20 protein-coding genes are annotated in these 23,536 nt (G+C 42.4%); 7 read left to right on the top strand and 13 right to left on the bottom strand.

Translation table 11 applies throughout. The features are described 5' to 3' along the window. Positions 1-4,040, bottom strand: a 4,040-nt coding sequence (locus tag M1F63_RS02580; RefSeq protein WP_247940651.1) for a YSIRK-type signal peptide-containing protein, incomplete at its 3' end; no start/stop codon positions are given. A gap of 621 nt (positions 4,041-4,661) precedes the next feature. Between M1F63_RS02580 and M1F63_RS02575 the strand changes: the two genes are divergently transcribed. After that, positions 4,662-5,291, top strand: coding sequence for an MBL fold metallo-hydrolase (locus tag M1F63_RS02575; protein WP_000690824.1), 630 nt, complete (start codon positions 4,662-4,664; stop codon positions 5,289-5,291). Positions 5,292-5,329: 38 nt separating this feature from the next. On the opposite strand, the gene M1F63_RS02570 is transcribed toward M1F63_RS02575, so the two are convergent. After that, complete coding sequence (locus M1F63_RS02570) at positions 5,330-7,222, bottom strand: M13 family metallopeptidase (protein ID WP_247940650.1); 1,893 nt, start codon at positions 7,220-7,222, stop codon at positions 5,330-5,332. Positions 7,223-7,401: 179 nt separating this feature from the next. Here M1F63_RS02570 and M1F63_RS02565 point away from each other — a divergent pair, with 179 nt between their 5' ends. The 6 genes from M1F63_RS02565 to M1F63_RS02540 all read left to right on the top strand — a co-directional run bounded on the left by M1F63_RS02565 (position 7,402) and on the right by M1F63_RS02540 (position 11,792). Beyond that, complete coding sequence (locus M1F63_RS02565; protein WP_247940649.1) at positions 7,402-8,124, top strand: metal ABC transporter ATP-binding protein; 723 nt, start codon at positions 7,402-7,404, stop codon at positions 8,122-8,124. Further along, positions 8,121-8,969 carry a metal ABC transporter permease gene (locus M1F63_RS02560; RefSeq protein WP_000634601.1) on the top strand — a complete coding sequence of 283 codons (849 nt, stop codon included), beginning with the start codon at positions 8,121-8,123 and terminating at the stop codon, positions 8,967-8,969. The genes M1F63_RS02565 and M1F63_RS02560 overlap by 4 nt, the downstream gene beginning before the upstream one ends. Positions 8,970-8,994: 25 nt before the next feature. Beyond that, on the top strand, positions 8,995-9,927 hold the full coding sequence (locus tag M1F63_RS02555; protein ID WP_000733063.1) for a metal ABC transporter substrate-binding protein: 933 nt from the start codon (positions 8,995-8,997) through the stop codon (positions 9,925-9,927). Between the two features lie 115 nt (positions 9,928-10,042). Next, positions 10,043-10,537: a thiol peroxidase gene (gene tpx / locus M1F63_RS02550; protein WP_049519287.1), complete on the top strand. Its 495-nt coding sequence runs from the start codon at positions 10,043-10,045 to the stop codon at positions 10,535-10,537. A gap of 83 nt (positions 10,538-10,620) precedes the next feature. Further along, complete coding sequence (locus tag M1F63_RS02545) at positions 10,621-11,271, top strand: metal-dependent transcriptional regulator (RefSeq protein WP_247940648.1); 651 nt, start codon at positions 10,621-10,623, stop codon at positions 11,269-11,271. 107 nt (positions 11,272-11,378) lie between these two features. Next, on the top strand, positions 11,379-11,792 hold the full coding sequence (locus M1F63_RS02540) for a hypothetical protein (RefSeq protein WP_247940647.1): 414 nt from the start codon (positions 11,379-11,381) through the stop codon (positions 11,790-11,792). Between the two features lie 31 nt (positions 11,793-11,823). Here M1F63_RS02540 and dtd read toward each other — a convergent pair whose 3' ends face one another. The 11 genes from dtd to pnp all read right to left on the bottom strand — a co-directional run bounded on the left by dtd (position 11,824) and on the right by pnp (position 22,913). After that, positions 11,824-12,267 (bottom strand): D-aminoacyl-tRNA deacylase, encoded by a 444-nt coding sequence (gene dtd / locus M1F63_RS02535; protein WP_247940646.1) that lies wholly within the window; start codon positions 12,265-12,267, stop codon positions 11,824-11,826. Between the two features lie 29 nt (positions 12,268-12,296). Continuing rightward, positions 12,297-14,513, bottom strand: a complete 2,217-nt coding sequence (locus M1F63_RS02530) for a RelA/SpoT family protein (protein WP_247940645.1) — start codon at positions 14,511-14,513, stop codon at positions 12,297-12,299. Positions 14,514-14,651: 138 nt separating this feature from the next. Next, positions 14,652-15,782 carry an ABC transporter ATP-binding protein gene (locus M1F63_RS02525; protein ID WP_247940644.1) on the bottom strand — a complete coding sequence of 377 codons (1,131 nt, stop codon included), beginning with the start codon at positions 15,780-15,782 and terminating at the stop codon, positions 14,652-14,654. Between the two features lie 113 nt (positions 15,783-15,895). Then, positions 15,896-16,765 carry a helix-turn-helix domain-containing protein gene (locus tag M1F63_RS02520; protein WP_247940643.1) on the bottom strand — a complete coding sequence of 290 codons (870 nt, stop codon included), beginning with the start codon at positions 16,763-16,765 and terminating at the stop codon, positions 15,896-15,898. Positions 16,766-16,768: 3 nt separating this feature from the next. Further along, a complete protein-coding gene (locus tag M1F63_RS02515; RefSeq protein WP_247940642.1) occupies positions 16,769-17,155 on the bottom strand; it encodes a Mini-ribonuclease 3 in 387 nt (128 codons plus the stop codon). After that, positions 17,148-18,491 carry a cysteine--tRNA ligase gene (cysS, locus tag M1F63_RS02510; RefSeq protein ID WP_247940641.1) on the bottom strand — a complete coding sequence of 448 codons (1,344 nt, stop codon included), beginning with the start codon at positions 18,489-18,491 and terminating at the stop codon, positions 17,148-17,150. Before cysS ends, M1F63_RS02515 begins: the two co-directional genes overlap by 8 nt. Positions 18,492-18,508: 17 nt before the next feature. After that, entirely contained in the window at positions 18,509-19,030 is a 522-nt protein-coding gene (locus M1F63_RS02505) for a dihydrofolate reductase family protein (RefSeq protein WP_000301980.1), read from the bottom strand. Between the two features lie 8 nt (positions 19,031-19,038). Beyond that, positions 19,039-19,803, bottom strand: coding sequence for a nucleoside phosphorylase (locus M1F63_RS02500; protein WP_247940640.1), 765 nt, complete (start codon positions 19,801-19,803; stop codon positions 19,039-19,041). Positions 19,804-19,816: 13 nt separating this feature from the next. Beyond that, on the bottom strand, positions 19,817-20,017 hold the full coding sequence (locus tag M1F63_RS02495; protein ID WP_002882686.1) for a YdeI/OmpD-associated family protein: 201 nt from the start codon (positions 20,015-20,017) through the stop codon (positions 19,817-19,819). Between the two features lie 49 nt (positions 20,018-20,066). Then, entirely contained in the window at positions 20,067-20,684 is a 618-nt protein-coding gene (gene cysE / locus M1F63_RS02490; RefSeq protein WP_247940639.1) for a serine O-acetyltransferase, read from the bottom strand. A gap of 15 nt (positions 20,685-20,699) precedes the next feature. Further along, complete coding sequence (gene pnp / locus M1F63_RS02485; protein WP_247940638.1) at positions 20,700-22,913, bottom strand: polyribonucleotide nucleotidyltransferase; 2,214 nt, start codon at positions 22,911-22,913, stop codon at positions 20,700-20,702. Positions 22,914-23,536 lie beyond the last annotated feature (623 nt).

Raw genomic sequence — 23,536 nt, 5'->3', positions numbered from 1 at the left:
TTCTCATAAACGTGTTCTGTGTCGCCGTTTGGAAGTTTCTTAGTCTCTACGAAGCGGTAACCTGGAATATCTTTCTTAGGTTGTTCACCATCTTCGGTTGGAATTAATGTATTCCCCTTAGTATCTACAAATGAAGTAATTGGACGTACAGTTGGAGTGTATTTTGCAGTTATTTCTGTTCCGTTCTTATCAACTCGTTTGACTGTAACTCCTGAAGCCTTCCCAACAAAGTCTTTTTCTGGTGTGAAAGTTACCACACCATTTTCATCAATGGTATAAGTTCCTTCTCCCGGAACGACTTTCTTAGTTGTCCCATCATCAAAGGTTGGTTTGACATTTTCATCAATTTCTACAGTTTTCTCCACACCATTTACTGTAACTTTACCACCTGTAAAAGTTGGTGTACCGTGTTGTGTTTGTCCTTTTGGACCTTCGGATTCAGCATCTGTAGAAGTTGGTTTAACAGGTATTACAGTTGGAGTATACGTTGCTGTAGCAGTTGCTGTAATATCAGTATCATTAGCATCTTTTCCTAATTTTGCAGTAAGTGAAACTGTGACAGGTGTAGCTGTACCGGTAAATGTCTTCAATGGAACAAAAGTTACTTCGCCTGTTTCATTATCAATTGAGTAGGTACCCTGACCATCAATTGTTAGAGTATCAACAAATCCACCTGTTTTTGGATCTACTAACTTAGCAGGTGAAGAAGCACTTGGTTTTACTGGTGATCCATCTCCAACAGATGTAAAGGTTGGAGTTTCTTTTTGAGTAGCACCTTGAATATCAGTTGAAGTCACATTATGTCCTTCAATCGTATCAGTCACTGTAATATGGTAGGTTGTTGTAGCGGTTGATGAATCAACTCCATGATCAACTCCCGACTCAGTTCCACCGATTGTTGCTTCAGTAGTGTAATTTCCATTACTATCAATAACATCAATCTTAACAGTATATACTCCTACTTCATTTAAGCTATATCCACTAGCAATATTGTAGTTATTTGCATCTTGTTTAGTATCAAATACTTTTTGAACTCCTGAAGGCGAAGTTACTGTGATTCGAGTGATATAGGTAGTTTTTCCATATTTAGCATCTTCAGAGTCTGAGATGCTTACTGCAGCTTTTGCTTCATTACGAAGGTCGACAGCTGTACCTTTTGTTGAAGTATAATCTTGTGAAGTTGCTGTTGGTTTTGTATTTACAACCGTTGCCACATCCGTATTTGTGGCAATAGTCCCTCTAATAATACCACCAAATCCTGACTTAGTATGAACTTCCCAAGAGTCATTTCCAAGCTTAGTAGCAGTCACTTCCGTTCCATCAGATGACGCCCAGGTATTTGAATGTTTATCGTAAGTGACAGTTACTGACATTCCATCCCCTACCTGATTAGTATTCTTAGAAACATAAATCGTTTCTGGACGAGTTGGTGTTTCTACACTTGTCACTTTCCCAGTGCTATCAAGCTGTCGAATGTACTCATAGATATAAAATTTCATACCACCGTCTTGCTGAGCTTCTGTGTACACTTGACGTTTAGTCCATCTTGTCGTACCATCACCATTCAGTGTTTTACTTTCAGCATAGTCGCTAGGTAACTCCCAGTGTCCGGTAGCCTTATTAAAAGTCGCAGTATGTTTTTGCCCATCCGTTCCATTTAACTCAACTTGTTCACGTAAGAAAGTTCCCTTCACATTTTCAACAGATGCTTCTACTCTAATATTGTCCACACCAACTTTGGCAGTCGCCTCTGATGTCACAGGAATATTAAAGACTGTATCTGAATCTACAGCACCTAGTTCTTGATTTTCAGAAACAGCTGTGTTGGTTGAACCACTGTCTACGAGCCATTTTCCATTAACTGCTTTTAGATTGGTTACAGTACCATCCGGCATTGTTACCTTAGCACTTGATGCACCTTTAGAAATTTTAACTGGTACAACCGTTGAGTAAGTTTCGACGTTTTGAACCTCAACCTTTGGTTTCACGACTAATGTTACGGTAGCATGCGCTTCTTGTCCAGATTGGTTCCAAACATTATTATTAGCCAACTTATCATAATCTTTTGCAAATACGGAGACTGTGTAAATTCCTGCTTCAGTTAATTTTCCAGAAATGATTCCTCTCCCCATATTCGTTTGATCAGCAGCTTGCTCTTCAGAAGTACTATTCGCAACACTATATTTAGTTCCTGGAATTAATACTTTGGAATCATCTAATGCTTCACCAATAGTATTATATCCCGAAACTCCTGTTACTGATTTAGAGAATCTTTGAGGTACTCTTACAACTTTGCCTTCAACCGTTGTATAGTTATAAGTTCCTCGACTATTTGTTGGTGTTGCACTTGCACCTGACTCATCATAGAATTGAATATTTACATTAGCATCATCACCAACATTACGATCATAACGCTCAGAATCTGATTTTATTTTAGGAGGCGTACTATCTTGCCATCCGACCCAACCAGCACGAAGATTCTGAATTTGGAAAGTTACCGTACGACCGTCTGTATTGGTCGCAGTAATATTAAATCGTAAATCATAAACTCCATTTTCAATATCCGCTATAACTTTTCCTTGAATTGTGTCTGTTTCTGAATCGTATGTCAATCCCGGCACAAGGTTAGTTGGGGTTACAGAAGTTAAACTCCAACCAGCTTGCTTGGCATTTTCAGAAACAGCGATACGATCTTTCAAGCCTTTAATATAAACTCTGTCAACTCCTTGTTCATACCCATAGCCATAAATTTCTGTAGCTAGGTATTCATAACCACCGTTAGCAGAGTATATTGACGTCGCAGCGTTTGAAATTCTTGACCCATCCGCACGGAGTTTATTTCTCCAAAGTGGTGCTTCTTCAGCTAACTTTTTAGCAGCATCAGGGGTTAATGGATAGTCTACACGTCCTTTGTTGTTATGACCAGTTTTTCCACCTTGTTCTGTATGCATCCCATTTCCAGCATTTGTATCATTACCAACCCGCTGATTAGAATAGACTTCAATCTCTAGACCTGTAGCATCAGTACCCGTAATTAATTTAATTTCTTGTACTGGAATCGTATAGGTATCTTTACCAGTATGATTTGCAGCGTTTGTTTCCGATGCATGAGTTGTATTAGAACCCTCTTCGGCATAGAAATCTTGAGCAGCCAAAGCGACTCCAAAGTTTCCATCTTTTCCAACTCCTGCTTTTTTCAGATCATTGTAGACAGCAAGAATGGAATCATTTAAGCGTGACAATTGATCATTGATTTGTTTAGCTGTAAGGACATCATTCGATAAGACTTTTTTAGTTTCTGCAATAACTTCCTTATTATTAGCTATCGCCGCCTCAATTGCCGCTTTGTTTTCACCCTCAAGCTTATTTTTCCGGACTGCTTCAGTTGCTAAAACATTGGTTACCTCAGCTTCAGACGTAACTTGTTCTAAGACTTTTTTCTCTTCTTGGACTGGTTTGACAGTTTCTTCTGCTTCTTTTGTTTCTTCTGCTTTTTCTGTAGCAGTGGTCGCCACTGGTTTGACTGCTGTAGTTGCTGCTGTTTTCTCAACTTGTTTCCCAGCTTCGTCTGACTCAACTACAACTGTAATCAAAGCTTCAACTTTAGCATGCTCTGCATCGATATCAGCCTGTTTTGCAGTTTCGTTTGCAAGAACTGCCTTTGCCGCAGTCAATACTTCATTTGCAGTAGCTATCGCTGTTGCATCAGCTTTCTTTGCAGATGCAATCTTCGCTTCTAACTCAACTACTTTTTTAGTCAGAGCAGTCTTATCAACTTTTTTAGTCTCTACTACTTTTTCTGACGCCTTAGCTTCAGATTTCTCCGCCGTTATAGTTGACTCCGACTCCTTTGTTGCTACTGGTGTTGTCGTTGCCACTGTTGCATCTGCACCTTGTACTTCCGCTGCCGATACCGCACCATTACCTAGGAACATCATCAAACCGGTCGCAATTGCCACCGAGGCCGCTCCAAAACTATACTTTCGAATCCCATATCGAATGTATTTCTCCGTTCTAAACCCCTGTTGCTTACTCTTCATAAGATACACAACCCTCCTATTTTTATTATATCGATATTGAAATATAGAAAAAACGAAATTTCTTCCCTACTCAAAAAATGGTCTTTAAATTTCATTATTCTAAAAGGATTATATCCTCGTATTCAATATGCATATTCATACTAACGCTTTCCCCTATCTTTTTCAACAATTTTTATAATTTTATTTAAAATAAAATTAATAACATCCAAATCATTTAATTTGCAAAACAAGAACAAGTCCTATATTTACAATATGTAAACCTTTTGTTTTTGTTGAAAACAAACTCAATAAAATACTATTTAATGTATCAAAGTATATATTTATATTTTGATACATTTCTCATATATTATTTTTATACATAATTTAATTATAATTATTGCTATAAAATATGAGTGTATCCTGTATCGAAATCAGTGTATTTTGGTCAGTTATTTCTTATTTATCCTATACTCTTATTACCGTTCAACTAAAAAAGCCGAAACAACTTATCTTACAGCAATTTCCTTCTTTTTTTAATATAAATCAACCAACCTTGAATACAAATGAGGGACTTTCTTTTCACTTTATTTCTCTCTTCTATGCTATACTTAGTTTAGTACATTCTTTGAGATTGGAGCCAGTATGAAAATCCATAAAACCGTGAATCCCATTGCCTATGAAAACACTTATTATCTGGAAGGGGACCAACACCTGATTGTGGTTGACCCAGGTAGCCATTGGAAAGCTATCCGCAAGACTATCGAAAAAATCAACAAACCAGTCTGCGCGATTCTCCTGACCCACACCCACTACGACCATATTATGAGTCTGGACTTGGTTCGTGATACTTTTGGAAATCCCCCAGTTTATGTAGCAGAGAGTGAAGCTAGCTGGCTTTATACACCTGTAGATAATCTCTCTGGTCTCCCTCGTCATGATGATATGGCAGACGTGGTCACAAAACCTGCAGAGCACACCTTTGTCTTTCATGAAGAATACCAGCTTGAGGAATTTTGTTTTACAGTTCTACCAACCCCAGGGCACTCTATCGGCGGCGTTTCCCTGGTCTTTCCTGATGCCCATCTTGTCTTGACCGGAGATGCTCTTTTCCGAGAAACCATCGGTCGGACAGACCTTCCTACAGGTAGCACGGAACAACTCCTTCATAGCATTCAGACGCAACTCTTCACCCTCCCTAACTACGATGTCTACCCTGGGCATGGTCCAGCTACGACTATCGCTCACGAAAAGACCTTTAATCCCTTTTTCTAACAAGCAAAAAACCAAGGATAATTTCCTTGGTTTTTGTCTTACCAAATAATCACACGGTCCTCTGGTGAACGCCACATGCCGTCGCCTTCTTTGACATCATAGGTTATAAAGAAGTCATCGAAGTTTGGTACTTGAACATTGACACGGAGTTTGGCAGGCGCGTGCACGTCGACACTGGCCATGAGTTTCATCAACTCAGGACGGCCTTTCATACGCCAGATACGAGCAAAGTTGTGGAAGAATTCTTCAGCTGAGAAGTCTGGCTCTCTCTTGGCTGCTTCGAGGGCTGCAGCAATTCCTCCCAAATCAGCAACGTTTTCAGACACGGTTAGTTTTCCGTTGATTCTTGCACCGTAAGATTCTTGCCCATCAAACTGGTCGATAACTTTCTGCGTTTTTTCTTTAAAGGCAGCATAGTCGCTTTCTGTCCACCAATCCTTAAGACTACCATTTTCATCAAAGGACGCACCATTTGTGTCAAAGGCATGAGAGATTTCATGGGCAATAACTGCACCAATACCACCGTAGTTAGCTGAAGACGACTGATGCAAATCATAGAATGGAGCCTGTAAAATGGCAGCTGGGAAGACAATCAAGTTCTTCTGAGGATTGTAGTAGGCGTTGACCATATGAGCCGGCATACCCCACTCCTTGTAGTCAACCGGTTGGTTCCACTTGCTCCAGCTGTGCTTGATTTCCACACGCGCAAAGGCTAGAGCATTCTCAAAGAGACTGGCAGTTTCGTCCACTACCTTATCCTTGTAGCGTTCTGGCAATTCCTCTGGATAACCGATATAAGGCTTGATGACATTGAGTTTGACAATGGCCTTGTCACGCGTTTCAGGAGTGAGCCAGTCGTTCTTGGCCAAGCGTTCCTTATAAACGTCAATCATCGTCGCTACTTTTTTCTCTACATCCGCCTTAGCTTCTGGGGAGAATTTTTCATGCGCGTACCAGAGACCCAGAGCTTGCTTGAAAGGACCTTGGGCCAAGTGATAGGCTGCCTTGACCTTGTCCTGAGCTTCTGGCACACCTGAAAGGGCACGTCCATAGGCACCTGACAAAACACGAATCTCGTCAGTTAGATAGCTGGTTGAAAGATTGACTACGCCCAAAATCAAAGTCGCCTTAAGCAAAGGCCATGCTTCTTCACTATAGAATTGCTCTGCTGCTTGCCAGAAACGTTCCTCATCTACGATAACCTTGTCTGGAGTCTGTCCAATCACTGCTTGGAAGAAATCATCCAAAGATAGGGCAGGAGCAAATTTCTTGAAATCTTCATAAGCGTATGGATGGTAGAGTTTAGCATATTCTGAACTTTCTTCGTTAGAGAGCACCACAGCCGCAATGCGACGGTCCAATTCCAATCGTTTCTCTAGTAAGTCTGCGATTTCCTCATCTGAAAAATCATAGGCTTTGAGTAGATTCGTAGTACTTTCCTTCCAAAGAGTCAAGAGTTCCTCACGCTGAGGATGGTCTTCGGCGTAATAAGTTGTATCTGGTAAAATCGTCCCTGGTGCACTTGCCCAGAGAACATTGGTTCTGGCATCCATAAAGTCTGGTGATACTCCAAATGGAAGGAAGTTTGGCTTACCAGCTAATTCAAATGCTGCTAGTTTACTTGCGAAATCCGCAAAACTTTCTAAATCCTGGTATTCCTTCAATAAAGGAAGAACTGGCTCAATTCCATCTGCATCCCTCTTATCAAAATCACGTACCATACGATGGTACTTAACAAAATTTGCGAGGATAGCGTCCTCTGGAACATCTTCGCCTTCCAACCACTTGTCCGTAGTTGCCAGCATTAACTCTTCAATTTCCTCATCAAGGTCAATAAAGCCACCTGTTCGAGATTTATCAGCTGGAATAACAGCTGTTTTTTCCCATTCTCCATTGATTGCATCATAAAAATCGTCTTGATAACGTGTCATCTTGTTCTCGCTTTCATTTTTTCACTTATTCTTAGCTTAGCAAAAAACACTTGGGAATGCAATTAAAAATGGTCTCTCTTTTTTCTTCATTTTTCAGTTATTATTTTAAATTTTTCAAAAATTAACTTGACTTAATTTTTTTTTTAATGTATATTAAAAGACAGGAGGAAAATAACTGTATGATACGTATCGAAAACCTCAGTGTCTCCTACAAAGAAACGTTGGCACTAAAGGATATTTCACTAGTGCTCCACGGACCAACGATTACCGGAATTATTGGTCCAAACGGTGCTGGAAAATCAACTTTATTAAAAGGTATGTTGGGAATTATCCCACACGAAGGTCAGGCCTTTCTCGATGACAAAGAAGTCAAGAAATCTTTACATCGAGTTGCCTATGTCGAGCAAAAAATCCATATCGACTACAATTTCCCTATCAAGGTCAAGGAATGTGTCTCACTGGGACTCTATCCATCTATCCCGCTCTTCCACACTTTAAAGGCCAGCCACTGGAAAAAAGTGGCGGATGCACTTGAAATCGTTGGACTCTCAGACTATGCTGATCGCCAAATCAGTCAGCTCTCTGGAGGACAATTCCAACGTGTTTTGATTGCCCGCTGCTTAGTGCAGGAAGCTGACTACATCTTTTTAGATGAGCCTTTTGTCGGGATTGACTCGATCAGTGAAGAGATTATCATGAATACACTGAGAGACCTTAAAAAAGCTGGTAAAACAGTTCTCATCGTCCATCATGACCTCAGCAAAGTCCCTCATTATTTCGACCAAGTTATGCTTCTCAATCGAGAATTGGTTGCTATTGGTTCAACTGAAGAAACCTTTACCGAAGTCAATCTCAAAAAAGCTTATGGTAGTAAGCTCTTCTTTAATGGAGGTGACCTATGATAGTAGAATTTATCGATGGATTGCAACATTTCCATTTCCTACAAAATGCCCTGATAACAGCTATAGTCATCGGGGTGGTTGCTGGAGCCGTGGGATGTTTTATCATCTTACGTGGAATGTCTCTCATGGGGGATGCCATCTCTCACGCAGTTTTGCCCGGCGTAGCCCTTTCCTTTATCCTGGGAATTGATTTCTTTATTGGAGCGATCATCTTTGGCTTGATGGCTTCCATCATCATTACCTACATCAAGGGGAACTCTATCATCAAGAGTGACACTGCCATTGGTATTACCTTTTCATCTTTCTTAGCCTTAGGTGTCATCTTGATTAGTGTTGCCAAGAGTTCGACAGACCTCTTCCATATCCTTTTCGGGAATATCCTCGCTGTCCAAGATACGGACATGTGGATCACCATTGGTGTGGGGGCATTGATTCTCTTGATTATCGGGATTTTCTTTAAACAACTATTGATTACATCCTTTGACGAGCTTTTGGCTAAAGCCATGGGAATGCCTGTTAATTTCTATCACTATCTACTCATGGTGCTCTTGACCCTTGTGTCAGTCACTGCCATGCAAAGTGTTGGAACGATTCTTATCGTGGCCATGTTGATCACCCCAGCTGCGACGGCTTACCTTTATGCGAATAGCCTAAAGAGCATGATTTTTCTTTCATCAACCCTAGGGGCAACCGCTTCTGTTTTGGGACTCTTTATCGGCTATAGCTTCAACCTCGCAGCAGGATCCAGCATCGTGCTCACATCTGCCAGCTTCTTCTTAATCAGTTTCTTTATCTCTCCAAAGCAACGATACTTGAAACTAAAAAATAAAAAAATCAATAAATAAGGGGAAACCCTTCTGGAGGAATCTAATGAAAAAATTAGGTACATTGCTCGTTCTTTTTCTTTCTATCATTGGATTAGCTGCCTGTGCTAGTGGGAAAAAAGATACAGCATCTACAAACCAAAAACTAAAGGTTGTAGCGACTAACTCTATCATTGCTGATATTACTAAAAATATCGCTGGTGACAAGATTGATCTTCATAGTATCGTTCCTGTTGGTCAAGACCCACACGAGTACGAACCACTTCCTGAAGACGTAAAGAAAACTTCTGAGGCTGACCTCATTTTCTATAACGGTATCAACCTTGAAACAGGTGGCAATGCTTGGTTTACCAAATTGGTCGAAAATGCCAAGAAAACTGAAAACAAAGACTACTATGCAGTTAGTGACGGTGTAGACATCATCTACCTTGAAGGTCAAAACGAGAAAGGCAAAGAAGACCCACACGCTTGGCTCAACCTTGAAAATGGGATAATTTATGCTAAAAATATCGCTAAACAGTTGATTGCAAAAGACCCTAGCAACAAGGAATTCTACGAAAAAAATCTCAAAGACTATACTGAAAAGCTAGACAAACTGGACAAGGAAGCTAAAGAGAAATTTAACAATATCCCTGCTGAGAAAAAACTCATTGTAACCAGCGAAGGATGCTTCAAATACTTCTCTAAAGCTTACGAAGTTCCAAGTGCCTACATCTGGGAAATCAACACAGAAGAAGAAGGAACACCTGAACAAATCAAGACCTTGGTTGAAAAACTTCGCCAAACAAAAGTTCCATCACTCTTTGTTGAATCAAGTGTCGATGACCGTCCAATGAAGACTGTTTCACAAGACACAAATATCCCAATTTACGCACAAATCTTTACTGACTCAATCGCTGAAGAAGGTAAAGAAGGTGACAGCTACTACAACATGATGAAATACAACCTTGACAAGATTGCTGAAGGTTTGTCAAAATAATCCATTAAAAACGTCATTCTCACCGAATTGGCGTTTTTTTACACTTTCCGGTCAAATCATTGGAAAAATCTGATAATTCTCGGTAAAATGAAAGAAAAAAGAATGGAGTAGTTTCATGACCACTTTTCTCGGAAATCCTGTAACTTTTACAGGTAAACAACTGCAAGTCGGAGACAAGGCACTTGACTTTTCTCTTACAACAACCGATCTCTCTAAAAAAACGCTAGCTGACTTTGATGGAAAGAAAAAAGTCTTGAGTGTTGTCCCTTCTATCGATACTGGTGTCTGCTCAACGCAAACACGTCGCTTCAACCAAGAACTTGCCAACCTTGACAACACCGTCGTTCTTACCGTTTCTATGGACCTACCATTTGCCCAAGGACGCTGGTGCGGGGCTGAAGGTCTTGACAATGCCATCATGCTTTCAGACTACTTTGACCATTCTTTCGGACGTGATTATGCCCTCTTGATTAACGAATGGCATCTCCTTGCACGTGCCGTCTTTGTTCTCGATGCTGACAATGTCATCCGTTATGTAGAATACGTTGACAATATCAACACGGAGCCAGACTTTGAAGCTGCTATTGCTGCAGTTAAAGAACTAGACTAAAATCACAAGCATTATGACAGAAAGCTAGAGAAATCTAGCTTTTTTTGGTATACTAGATGGAGAGAATGAACAAGAGGAAACGAATGACTCCAAATAAAGAAGATTATTTAAAATGTATTTATGAAATCGGTACGGACATGCAAAAAATCACCAACAAAGAAATTGCTGCCCGTATGCAGGTCTCTCCGCCTGCTGTAACAGAGATGATCAAACGCATGAAAAGTGAAAATCTCATCCTCAAGGATAAGGAGAATGGCTATCTATTGACAGATATCGGCCTCAAACTAGTCTCAGAACTCTATCGCAAACACCGGTTGATTGAGGTCTTTCTAGTTCACCATCTCGACTATACCAGTGACCAGATCCACGAGGAAGCTGAGGTCCTAGAGCACACTGTCTCTGACCTCTTCGTAGAGAGACTGGATAAACTACTGGGCTTCCCTAAAACCTGTCCCCACGGTGGAACCATCCCAGCCGAGGGAGAACTCTTGGTCGAAATCAACAACTTACCACTAGCAGAGACCAAAGAAGCCGGTACCTACCTCCTGACTCGGGTTCACGATAGCTTTGATCTGCTTAAATACTTAGAAAAGTATGAGATTCATATTGGTGACCAACTCCAGGTCAAGCATTTTGATGGCTTTTCCAATACCTTTACACTGGTCAACAAAGGTGAAGATCTCCAAGTTAGCATGGATATCGCCAAACAACTCTATGTCGAAAAAATCAACTAAGCCCTTATTCCTGAAAGAAATTCTTTTCAGGGATTTTTTATTATTTTGCTTGTAACTCCCATTTGTTTGGTGTAGAATGAAGCTAGATAAAAGAGGGAGGTCTTCCTATGAAAAAGCTCTTTAGAATCCATTTTGCAGCCATTGTACTCTGCGATTTGCTACTGTTGGTAACTTTCAGACCCCGATACGAACTTTCTTTGGAGAGAGGTCTGATTTTTTGCTTCATTTTCATCCTTGCTCAAGGACTACTGCTATTTCGCTTGGTCAATCGACTCAAAAAACATTTCTCTGAGATTTATCCTCAAATCAATAAAAAGATTCGCTTCTACTATTTAGGAGTGCTCATCAGCGATTTTCTATTATTTGTCTTTTTAGCCATCACTGGCCCTCAATATTTCTACTCTCTTACTCCAGTCTTTACTTCCTGTCATTCTACTTTATATTATATAACGGCTAGCCACCTAAGAGAAAACTATCCCGACTTTTACAACAAACACATCTCTTTCTGGGAGTCTCTATAAACAAAAACCAAGCCAGCTGGGCTTGGTTTTCTTATCTATTTTTAGTATCAAGAATGATGGTAACTGGCCCATCATTGACTAGCTCCACCTGCATATCCGCTCCAAAGATGCCTGTCTGAACGGGCACTTCCTGAGCTAGCTTTTGGTTGAAAGCCTCATAAAAGGAAGTTGCCATATCCGGCTTGGCTGCTCCTGTAAAGGCGGGACGGTTGCCTTTCTTGGTATCTGCAAAGAGGGTAAACTGAGAAATAGAAAGGATTTCTCCTTCAATATCTTTGACAGACAGGTTCATCTTGCCTTCCACATCTGAAAAAATCCGCATGTTAACGAGTTTTCTCACAGCATAGTTCAGATCTTCCTCTTGGTCCTCTGGGCCAACACCGACTAGCAATAAGAGTCCCTGATTAATTTTTCCATGAACCTGACCTTCGATACTCACTTGGGCTTTCTTAACTCGTTGGATAATGATTTTCATAATAGCCTTTCTAGTAAGAGCTAGGACAATTAGCCGTTGGTCCGTTTGACGGAGTAAACCTCTGGCACACTCTTAATCTTGTCCACGACTGTGGTCAGTGTAGAGAGGTTGGAAATACCAAATGAGACATGGATATTAGCAAATTTCATATCCTTAGTTGGTTGAGCATTAACAGTTGAGATATTCTTAGTTGTGTTGGAGAGAACTTGCAGAACATCATTTAAGAGCCCTGTACGGTTGAGACCATAGATATCGATGTGGGCAGTGTATTCCTTGCTTGAGAATTGATCTTCCCACTCCACATCAAGAAGACGTTGCTCGTAGTTTTCTTGGGCACGGAGATTCATACAGTCCACACGGTGAATAGCTACACCGCGTCCCTTAGTAATGTAGCCGACAATGTCGTCACCCGGCACTGGATTGCAACACTTGGCAATACGAACGAGGAGACCTGAGGCACCTTCAATGACCACACCACCCTCATGCTTAACCTTGAGGGTTTCTTTGTTTTCGACCTTAACTTCGCCACCTTTGACAAGCTCTTCTGCTTCCGCCTTGGCCTTAGCGCGTTCTTCCTCACGACGTTCCTTTTCGGTCAAACGGTTAAAGACGGTAATAGCGCCAATTTCTCCAAAACCAATGGCTGCGTAGAGAGCCTCCTCTGTCTTGTAGCTGGTCTTTTGAAGAACCTCATCCATATGGCGCTTGTCCATGAATTTATTGGCTACATAGCCGTTTTCTTGGAACTGGGCCATCAACATTTCACGGCCCTTGTTAACGGATAATTCCTTGTCTTGATTTTTAAAGAACTGACGAATCTTGTTGCGCGCCTTACTGGTCTTGACCATGTTGAGCCAGTCACGACTCGGACCAAAGGAGTTGGGATTGGTGATAATTTCAACCTGATCCCCTGTCTTGAGCTTGGTTGTCAGCGGAACCATACGGCCATTGACCTTGGCGCCAGTCGCTTTTTCACCGACTTTGGTATGGATTTCATAGGCAAAGTCAATCGGTCCTGAATCTTTTGGAAGGGAGCGAACTGCACCATCAGGAGTAAAGACGTAAATCTCCTCCGCCAGATAGTTTTCCTTAACAGAGTCCACAAATTCCTTGGCATCATCAGCCTGGTCTTGGAGCTCCATCATCTCCTTGATCCAGTTCATCCCAATAGCAGATTCCTTGCTGTTGACCTGCCCTTTAATGCCTTTCTTATAAGCCCAGTGAGCCGCTACCCCGTACTCAGCCACTTCGTGCATTTCTTTAGTACGAATCTGGAATTCAATCGGCCCTTTTGGCCCATAAACAGTTGTATGGATAGACTGGTAACCATTGGCCTTACGATTGGCGATATAGTCTTTGAAGCGGCCTGGCATAGGTTTCCAAAGTTCATGCACATAACCCAGCATAGCATAGACATCACTCTGGGTATCTAAGATACAGCGAATGGCAATCAGGTCATAAATTTCCTCAAAGCGTTTCTTCTTATCCTGCATCTTGCGGTAGATCGAATAGATATGCTTAGGACGACCATAGATTTTCCCTTTGAGATTTCGTTCGGTAGCGTACTCTTCCAACTTGGTTACGACTTCGTCGACCAAAGCCTCACGTTCTCTGCGTTTTTCCTTCATCATGTGGGTAATCTTGTAAAACTCAGTTGGATTGAGGTAACGGAAAGATAGATCTTCCAACTCCCACTTGACACTGGAAATCCCTAGACGATGAGCAAGTGGTGCGTAAATTTCCATGGTTTCTCTGGAAATCCGTTCTTGCTTGTCCTTTCGCAGGTGTTTAAGAGTCCGCATATTGTGCAAACGGTCCGATAATTTAACCAAGATAACGCGGATATCCTCAGACATGGCCATAAGCATCTTGCGGTGATTTTCAGCCAATTGTTCCTCGAGTGATTTGTACTCAACCTTACCAAGCTTGGTCACCCCATCAACGATAATCCGAACATCATGACCGAACTCTCTTTCCAGATCATCCAGTGTCGCATCTGTGTCTTCAACTACGTCATGCAAAAAACCACAGGCAACGGTTACGGCATCCAGCTTGAGCTTAGCTAGAATGCCTGCAACCTGAATGGGATGGATAATATAGGGCTCACCTGATTTCCGAAACTGCCCACTATGACAATCAACTGCGTAAATCAATGCTTTTTGTACAAAAGTAACGTCTTCCTTTGTTAAATATTCTTTCGTTAAAGCGACTACCTGATCGCCCGTCAAATTCACTTCTTTCGGCATCTATACTCTCCAATTCTTCCTACCATTTTATCACTTTTTTAAGGATATGAAAACTAGAAAAGCCTGTTTTTATGCCAATACCAATCATTAAAAAAACACTACCAGATTTCTCTAGTAGTGTTTTGACATTTCATTTGCTTAGTAGACAGTTTTTTCAGTTTCTACGTCGAAGAAGTGTGCTTTGTTCAAGTCAAATCCAAGTTCAACTGTTGCACCTGTTTGCAAGTAGTCACGAGCATCCACTTTTGCAACAAATTCGTCTTTACCAACTTGGCAGTAAAGGTGAGATTCTGAACCAAGCAATTCTGATACGGAGATAGTAGCTTTGACAACTGACTCTGGGAATGTTTCAAGGAAAGCAGGTTCTGCGTTCACATCTTCTGGACGGATACCGAAGATCAATTCTTTTCCTTCGTAGCCTTTGTCACGAAGAACTTTCAAAGCACCTTCTGGCACTTTCAAGCGGAAACCGTCAGAAACAATTTCGCTACCATCCAATTTTACATTGATGAAGTTCATAGCTGGGCTTCCGATGAATCCTGCTACAAATTTGTTAACTGGGTTTTTGTAAACTTCTTGAGGAGTACCGATTTGTTCAACACGTCCGATAGTACCTGTACCAGCTGGGTTCTTAGTTGCTGACATGATAACGATACGGTCTGCAAGTGTCATCGCTTCTGTTTGGTCGTGGGTTACGTAGATAGTTGTAGCACCGATACGACGGTGAATCTTCGCAATTTCAGCACGCATCGATACACGAAGTTTGGCATCCAAGTTTGACAAAGGTTCATCCATCAAGAACACTTTTGCATCACGGACGATGGCACGACCCATGGCAACACGTTGACGTTGACCACCTGAAAGGTCAGCTGGTTTACGATCCAAGAATTCTTTCAAACCAAGGATTGCTGCTGCTTCTTGTACACGTTTGTCGATGTCTTCTTTGCTGTACTTACGCAATTTCAAACCGAAAGCCATGTTGTCATATACAGTCATGTGTGGGTAAAGAGCGTAGTTTTGGAATACCATGGCAATGTCACGGTCTTTTGGAGCCACGTCGTTGACAACCACGCCATCGATAGATGCAGTACCTTCTGTAATGTCTTCAAGACCAGCAATCATACGAAGAGTTGTTGATTTACCACATCCTGAAGGCCCTACGAAAACGATAAATTCTTTGTCTTTGATGTCCAAGTTGAAGTCTTCAACTGAGTAGTGTTCGCTGTTTGGATATTTTTTGTAAATATTTTTAAGATTTAATTCTACCATCGAGGTAAACTCCTTTTGTCTTTTGATAGTTTTATTATAGATGAAAACGCTTTACTTTTCTATGGCAAGATGACCAAAAAAATAAAAAAGTTCTGTGCAACTTGCACAAAACTTTAAAGAATATCTGGTAAAATCAACTGATAACACAAGGTAAGATCCGTTAACTCCTTCAACTGAAGCCCTGTCAATTCTTCCCATCTATCAATCTTGTATTGGAGAGAGTTGCGGTGCAGATAGAGTTGCTGGGCTGTTTTAGTTAGGACAGCACTGTTTTCCCAAAGAGAAAGAATGATTTCCTGAATCTGGTCCTGATCCAAGATCATCTGGTGCAGGCATTCCTTGGTTACCTTCAGGTCCACAATCCTTTCTCCCATACTCCAAAGATAGAGTTGTGAAAAGGTGTGTACACCTTGGTGACCCTGACGCCACCAAGTCTTAAACAAATCTCGCTCCGCTTTGATTAAGTCTGATAGGGTTTGATGGCCTGTCTGAGACCACACCTGCCCCAACATGATCGACAGACGAAGGCCAAAGTCATACTCAACCGCTTCAATCGTATCAGATAAAATCGAGCGAACAGAGGTATACTTATCTTGTTGAAGAACAAATACATAATCCTGAGCACCGACCTGCAATACTGTCTGACAGTTAGGAAAAAGAGTCCGCATCATATCCAGCCAAGAGGCTAGATTTTCCTGTTGGAAGTAGGAAAGATGGCAATAAACCAGCTGAATCTTTTTGAAAGTTTGCGGCGCCTGCCCCTTCCCCTCAATCAGATAGGGATACCAAGGATTGAGCGAACGAGCCTGCTCCTGCTGGGTCAAAAGGGCAACCAACTGCTTTTCACGTTCGCTGAGCCCAGCTTCCTCCAGTAGAATCCACTGCTGAGAAGCTAAAGGGAGAGTAAGATAGCCTGGTTTCTCTACTGGCTGATCTGAAATCTGAGCTTCAGGGAACCAGTCTTGTAATTCCTTTGCAATCATATTCTAGCCCTCCACTTTTTGGATGCACCAAGAAATTATGGTCTCTAGACGCTCCAGATTTTCAGTCAGATGGAGATAGCCCATGACCGCTTCAAAGCCTGTAGACATACGGTAAGTAACAATATCTGTATTCTTAGCCTTGGTGTGGCTGTTGGCATTGCGGCCGCGTTTATAGATTTCTTCTTCTTTTTCCGTCAGGACTTGCTCCTCCAACATGAGGGCAATCAAGTGAGCCTGAGCCTTGGCAGATACATACTTGGTCGCCTCTTGGTGGAGTTTATTGGGCTTGGTCATGCCTTTAAGGATGAGATGGCGACGGATATACATGGAATAAACTGCATCTCCCTCAAAAGCTAGCGCAATCCCGTTAATGAGATTGACATCAATCACGAGTCCACCTCACTCCATCCTTGGTGTCAAGGAGCTTAATCCCTTGAGCAGCCAATTGATCACGGATTTGGTCTGCTGTCGCAAAGTCACGATTAGCACGCGCTTCTTGGCGTTTTTGGATCAAGGCTTCAATGTCTGCATCCAAAACTTCCTCAACAAAGACAATCCCAAAGACCTCCAACATATCCGCAAGAGCTTGCTTAACACTTGCATCATAGTTGCCAGAGTTAATCCACTTGGCCATTTCAAAGACAACTGTGATACCATTTGCGGAGTTGAAATCCTCATCCATAGCGGCAACAAACTTATCTTTAAAAGCCTGTAACTCTTGAGCATCTACAGTCCCAGAAAATGGTTGCTCGTAGGTGTTCTTCAGATACTTGAGATTGGTCTCTGCGTCTCGCACTGCTTTTTCCGTAAAGTTGATAGGCTTACGGTAATGCTGAGTCGCAAAGAAGAAACGCAACACTTGCCCATCGAGGGTTTTGAGGGCATCATGTACGGTTATAAAGTTGCCCAAGGACTTAGACATCTTAACATTGTCGATATTGACAAAGCCATTGTGCATCCAGTAGTTAGCAAAAGTCTTGCCTGTTTTTGCTTCTGACTGGGCAATTTCGTTGGTATGGTGAGGAAACTCCAAATCAGCTCCACCACCGTGGATATCAATGGTATCTCCCAAAATCTCTGTCGACATGACCGAACACTCGATATGCCAACCCGGACGACCAGGTCCCCAAGGACTGTTCCAAGAAATCTCGCCTGGTTTTGCAGCTTTCCAAAGAGCAAAGTCTACAGGATTTTCCTTGCGAGCCGTTTCTTCATCGGTACGACCTGAAGCACCCAGCTCCAAATCTTCCAAGGTTTTATTGGCCAACTTAGCATAGTTGTGAGATTTTTCCACGCGGAAGTAAACATCTCCTTGACTCTCGTAAGCATAACCTTTTTCAATCAAATCTTCCACAAAGCGGATAATGTTCGCCATAAACTCCACTACACGCGGATGGCGAGTCGCAGGTTTCACGCCCAAGGACGTCACATCCTCACGAAAGGCAGCAATGTACTTGTCCGCAACCTCTTGCGGCGTGATGCCTTCTTCCTTGGCACGGTTGATAATCTTATCATCCACATCCGTAAAATTGGAAATATAGGCAACTTCGTAGCCACGGTATTCAAAATAACGACGAATGGTATCAAAAGCCACCGTCGAACGGGCATTCCCCACGTGGATATAGTTGTAGACCGTAGGCCCACAGACATACATGCGAACCTTTCCTTCTTCGATTGGGACAAATTCTCGCAAATCACGAGACATGGTGTCATAAATTTTAATCATGCGGTCCACTCCCTTCTCTATTTCTGACTTTTTCGGCTGAAAACCAGCTCTGCAAAAGGACCAAATTGTCTGAGGCTATCCAGTTGGTAAAAGCGCTGCCCTTCCTCTTGGGTAAAGAGGGGAACCCCCTTTCCTAGGATAAGGGGCGCTATCTGAATAATGAGGTGGTCGAAAAGATCCGCATCCAAGAGCGGTCCTACCAAGGAATTACCACCAATCACAAAGACATTTTTGCCTTTGTCAATCTGCTGAACAAAGTCCACCACATCCCCAGCTACTGGCTGGTAATTGCTGACAGGCAGGTGCCTATCATGCGTAAAGACATAGTTTTCCGTAGCTTGATAAAAACTTTCTACATCTTGTAAATCTTGGATTTCCTCAAAGGTCCGCTTGCCCATGATGGTGATATCCATTTGCCTGTAAAAGTCATCATAGCCTGTATCCTCTACAGAACCAAGCTGATGCAGCCAGTCTATCCTGTGCTGACTGTCTGCCAAGTAGCCATCCATGGTGATACAGCCGTAAAAATATACTGCCATTCTTGTAGTTACCTTTCTAGTTCCTTGGCTATTATCAAAGCGATAGTGAAAAAAGTCATGGCATCAGCTGTCCGCTCTTCATGGCGGGCATCCCAGGCTCGGTTATGATGATCCTCATAGTCAGCTGTGTAGAAGAACTGATAGACTTTACTTTTACGAAATTGACTCCAAGCCATGATAGCTGAAGCTTCCATGTCCACCACTTGAGCTCCAGCAGCCAAGCGACGTTTGACCTTATCAGGCGTTTCTCGATAAAAGGCATCAGTCGTCCAAGACTTGGTGCGGATATGTTCGATATTGTGCTTGTCAAAGATGGCTTCCAGCTCGATCAGCAGAGACTCGTCATAGGCGACTTCATCACCCGGTGGGGCATAGTGATAGCTAGTTCCTTCATCTCGCAATGCTGCCGCAGGTAGGATAATTTTATCCGCCTCAATTGAGCGGTCCAAAACGCCACAGGAACCTAAAATGATAAAATTTTTGAAGCCTCTGGCCGCCAACTCCTCCAGCTGGCCGACTATCATGGGAGCCCCAATTGGAGCCAACATAACTGCTAGCTTGCTAGGTCCTTGGCCATAAATATACCATGGATGATGGCCGTTTATGCTTTTCAAATAGCCTCCCGGATAGACATCTTCTGACTCAATCAAACGTTTCAGAATTTCGCCATTAAAGGACAGAATGATGGTTTCGCATACCTCTCCCTTGTCATGGACTGGCTTTTCAGTTGGCTCAATAACTGCTGCTACATCTTCAAATTCCTCTAATAGCATAACTTCTCTTTCTTTAAGGCTCCAGCAAATCCGCCTTCATTTTATTTAGACGGCGCAGTTTGGTCTCATCTTTTTTGGCTTCACTGATATAATGAGCCCATTCACGCTGGTGGCTAGGTGGCAGTTTAATAAAGCGCTCCTTAGCAAGACCATCCAAGCGTTCTTGCAACTCAAGAACTGCCTGGTTCAAAATTGCGTCTGATAAATCTGACATAGTTCTTACCTCCTGTCATACTTCACCTCGATAACTTTGCTACCCTATCCTACAACCCTGACGATCTGTGACTGGCTTCTCTAGCCTGCTCTAGTTTATTGACGTAGTACTCTCGTTTTTCTTCGACTTCGTGGATCGTTGGTTCATCCTTCTGTCCATGAACTCGGACGATCTTAGCTGGAATACCGACAACCGTCACATCACTAGGTACATCTGCCACGACAACTGCTGCTGCACCAACCTTGGCATTTTCACCGATTTCCACTGGTCCGATGACTTGGGCATGGGCTGATATGAGAGCACCTTTACGTACAGTCGGATGGCGTTTGCCAACATCCTTCCCTGTTCCACCAAGAGTCACTCCGTGATAGAGAAGAACGCCTTTTTCAACAATCGCCGTCTCTCCAATCACCAGACCTGAGCCATGGTCGATAAAAACACCTGAATCAATCTGAGCTCCTGGATGAATCTCAATCTGAGTCCAAAAGCGCCAAAACTGACTGTGCATCCGAGCCATGAGTTTGAAGCCGTGCTTCCAGAGAAAATGCGAGAGACGGTGAGCCGCTAAGGCCTTGACACCTGGATAAGTCAGCAAAACTTCCAAACTGTTGCGTGCCGCTGGATCATTTTCTTTTACAATATCAATGGTTTCGCGCCACCATCCCATACATTTCTCCTTTTCTTATTCTGAATCTTTTGGTGTTTCTGTAAATTCTTTCTTAGGTTTGTGGTCCTTGTGATGACGTGGACGGTGAGGTCGCTCAGACTTTTCGCCTTTTTCATCATGATCAGGTTTTGGAGGACGAGGAAGAAGAGCCTTCATAGAGGCATCGATACGGCCTTTTTCATCAATCTTGATAACCTTAACGTCGACTTCATCACCGATAGCTACCAAGTCCTCGACACGGTTGGTACGAGTCCAAGCCATTTCAGAAATGTGCACAAGTGCATCTGTCTTATCAAAGAGGTTGACAAAGGCACCAAATTTCTCGATACGAACAACCTTAGCATGGTAAACTTCATCCACTTTGGCTTCACGAACCAAGCCAGCGATGATTTCTTTGGTTCGGTTAATGGCATCTTGGTCGCTAGAGTAGATGGATACATTACCTTCTTCGTCAATATCAATCTTAACGCCTGTTTCAGCGATAATCTTGTCGATGGTTTCTCCACCTTTACCGATGACAATCTTGATTTTGTCCACATCAATCTTGATAGTATCAATTTTCGGAGCAGTTGGAGCCAATTCTGGACGAACTTCTGGAATAGTTGCTTCAATCACATCAAGGATTTCAAAACGCGCTTTCTTGGCTTGAGCCAAAGCTTCAGTCAAGATTTCTGCAGTAATTCCTTGGATCTTGATATCCATTTGAAGGGCTGTAATCCCCTCACGAGTTCCGGCAACCTTAAAGTCCATGTCTCCAAAGTGGTCTTCCAAACCTTGGATATCTGTCAATACTGTATAGTTATTTCCATCTGAGATGAGACCCATGGCAATACCAGCTACTGGCGCCTTGATTGGCACACCACCAGCCATAAGGGCAAGCGTTCCCGCACAGATAGAAGCTTGAGAAGAAGAACCGTTTGATTCTAAGACTTCTGCTACCAAGCGGATCGCGTATGGAAATTCTTCCAAACTTGGCAAGACTTGAGCAAGAGCACGTTCACCGAGAGCCCCATGACCAATTTCACGACGACCAGGCGCACCGTAACGACCAGTTTCCCCTACAGAGTATTGAGGGAAGTTATAGTGGTGCATAAAGCGTTTCTTGTACTCTGGATCCAAACCATCGATGATTTGAGTTTCACCCATTGGAGCCAAAGTCAAAACTGAAAGAGCCTGAGTTTGTCCGCGAGTGAAGAGACCTGAACCGTGCACACGAGGAAGGAAGTCAACAACCGCATCCAAAGGACGGATTTCATCGACCTTACGCCCGTCAGGACGCACCTTGTCTTCTGTAATCAAACGGCGCACTTCAGCGTGTTCCATTTGTTCCAAGATTTCAGCCACATCACGCATAATACGGTCAAATTCTTCGTGGTCTGCATATTTTTCTTCATACACCGCAGTCACTTGGTCTTTAACTGCTTGAGTCGCAGCTTCTCGAGCCAATTTTTCTTCTACTTGGACAGCTTTTTGGAGGTCACTGTTGTAGGCTGCGATGATTTCAGCCTGCAAGTCAGCGTCTACATGAAGCAATTCCACTTCTGCTTTTTCTTTACCGACTGCCGCAACGATTTCTTCTTGGAAGGCAATCAATTCTTTGACTGCTTCGTGCCCTTTGAGAAGGGCTTCCAACATGATTTCTTCTGACAATTCTTTGGCACCAGACTCAACCATGTTGATAGCGTGTTTAGTCCCAGCTACTGTCAATTCAAGGAGAGATTGCTCTGCTTGTTCTTGCGTAGGGTTGATGATGATTTGACCATCTACATAGCCCACTTGCACCCCAGCAATTGGTCCGTCAAACGGAATGTCTGAGATAGAAAGTGCCAAGGATGATCCAAACATTGCCGCCATTGGAGCAGAGGCATTTTCATCATAAGAAAGAACCGTATTGATGACTTGCACTTCGTTACGGAAACCTTCCGCAAACATAGGACGGATTGGACGGTCAATCAAACGCGCTGTCAAAGTCGCATCAGTTGAAGGACGTCCTTCACGTTTCATAAAGCCACCAGGAAACTTCCCAGCTGCATACATTTTTTCTTCGTAGTTGACTTGAAGTGGGAAGAAATCCCCAGTTGCCATTTTCTTAGACATAACGGCCGCAGTCAAGACAGTTGACTCACCGTAACGCACGACAACTGCACCATTTGCTTGCTTAGCAACTTGACCAGTCTCTACGATTAACTCACGACCCGCAAAAGTCGTTTGAAACACTTGTTTTGTCATTTTAATCCCCTTTGGATTGATGAAATTATACGCCTTGCCTACAAAGATCAAGATATTTTGGACGGTTCGGCTTGCCGAACATTTCTGTAGAAAAATAGGAAGGTGACGCCGCACTCGATGAGTGCTAGGAAGCTTATCTTTTTTCCTAAGAAATGAGACCAAAATTCAATTAAGTAGTTTTTTTGATATTTCACTGGAATAGTGCGGACGGGAGCAACTTCCTTCGGAATTTCATCCCTTATTTTTTAGCCTGAAGTCTAAAAAATTCCGTCCTAGAAAATAACAGAGTTATTCTCTAGGATACCACTATAGCGTGAAATATCTTTTAAATACTCACTCCGTTCGTGTTTTTTGAGACACCTATTATCATATTTTGTTTAAAAAATAATCCACTTTAAACAAATTTCTACAACCTAAATACCCTCATCTTTGTATCAAGTACGTACAGAGTCTATTTTATCATATTTTTCTTAAAAAGTGCGGGCTTTTCTATTAAAAAGGAACCATTCCCCCATGAAAAGAGGAATGGTTTATTGTTTATTCTATTTAGCGAATTCTTTGGCTTTCACAACTGTCATTTTTCATTTAAAAGCAAGTGAATGACAAGCTGTCGTCTCAGTGGT

It is taken from the genome of Streptococcus oralis (genome assembly GCF_023109155.1).
Taxonomy (GTDB): domain Bacteria; phylum Bacillota; class Bacilli; order Lactobacillales; family Streptococcaceae; genus Streptococcus; species Streptococcus oralis_BZ.
Note: the sequence above shows the minus strand (reverse complement) of the source record. Positions and strands in the feature narration are given on the sequence as shown.

Coding starts and splice junctions, on each gene's coding strand:
- M1F63_RS02495 (WP_002882686.1), bottom strand. CDS start 20,017: ATGTCAGATTTATCAGACGCAATTTTGAACCAGGCAGTTCTTGAGTTG.
- pnp (WP_247940638.1), bottom strand. CDS start 22,913: ATGACAAAACAAGTGTTTCAAACGACTTTTGCGGGTCGTGAGTTAATC.
- tpx (WP_049519287.1), top strand. CDS start 10,043: ATGACCACTTTTCTCGGAAATCCTGTAACTTTTACAGGTAAACAACTG.
- M1F63_RS02560 (WP_000634601.1), top strand. CDS start 8,121: ATGATAGTAGAATTTATCGATGGATTGCAACATTTCCATTTCCTACAA.
- M1F63_RS02500 (WP_247940640.1), bottom strand. CDS start 19,803: ATGCTATTAGAGGAATTTGAAGATGTAGCAGCAGTTATTGAGCCAACT.
- cysS (WP_247940641.1), bottom strand. CDS start 18,491: ATGATTAAAATTTATGACACCATGTCTCGTGATTTGCGAGAATTTGTC.
- M1F63_RS02565 (WP_247940649.1), top strand. CDS start 7,402: ATGATACGTATCGAAAACCTCAGTGTCTCCTACAAAGAAACGTTGGCA.
- M1F63_RS02530 (WP_247940645.1), bottom strand. CDS start 14,513: ATGCCGAAAGAAGTGAATTTGACGGGCGATCAGGTAGTCGCTTTAACG.
- cysE (WP_247940639.1), bottom strand. CDS start 20,684: ATGGGATGGTGGCGCGAAACCATTGATATTGTAAAAGAAAATGATCCA.
- M1F63_RS02520 (WP_247940643.1), bottom strand. CDS start 16,765: ATGATTGCAAAGGAATTACAAGACTGGTTCCCTGAAGCTCAGATTTCA.
- M1F63_RS02525 (WP_247940644.1), bottom strand. CDS start 15,782: ATGGTAGAATTAAATCTTAAAAATATTTACAAAAAATATCCAAACAGC.
- M1F63_RS02505 (WP_000301980.1), bottom strand. CDS start 19,030: ATGGCAGTATATTTTTACGGCTGTATCACCATGGATGGCTACTTGGCA.
- dtd (WP_247940646.1), bottom strand. CDS start 12,267: ATGAAAATCATTATCCAACGAGTTAAGAAAGCCCAAGTGAGTATCGAA.
- M1F63_RS02555 (WP_000733063.1), top strand. CDS start 8,995: ATGAAAAAATTAGGTACATTGCTCGTTCTTTTTCTTTCTATCATTGGA.
- M1F63_RS02540 (WP_247940647.1), top strand. CDS start 11,379: ATGAAAAAGCTCTTTAGAATCCATTTTGCAGCCATTGTACTCTGCGAT.
- M1F63_RS02575 (WP_000690824.1), top strand. CDS start 4,662: ATGAAAATCCATAAAACCGTGAATCCCATTGCCTATGAAAACACTTAT.
- M1F63_RS02570 (WP_247940650.1), bottom strand. CDS start 7,222: ATGACACGTTATCAAGACGATTTTTATGATGCAATCAATGGAGAATGG.
- M1F63_RS02545 (WP_247940648.1), top strand. CDS start 10,621: ATGACTCCAAATAAAGAAGATTATTTAAAATGTATTTATGAAATCGGT.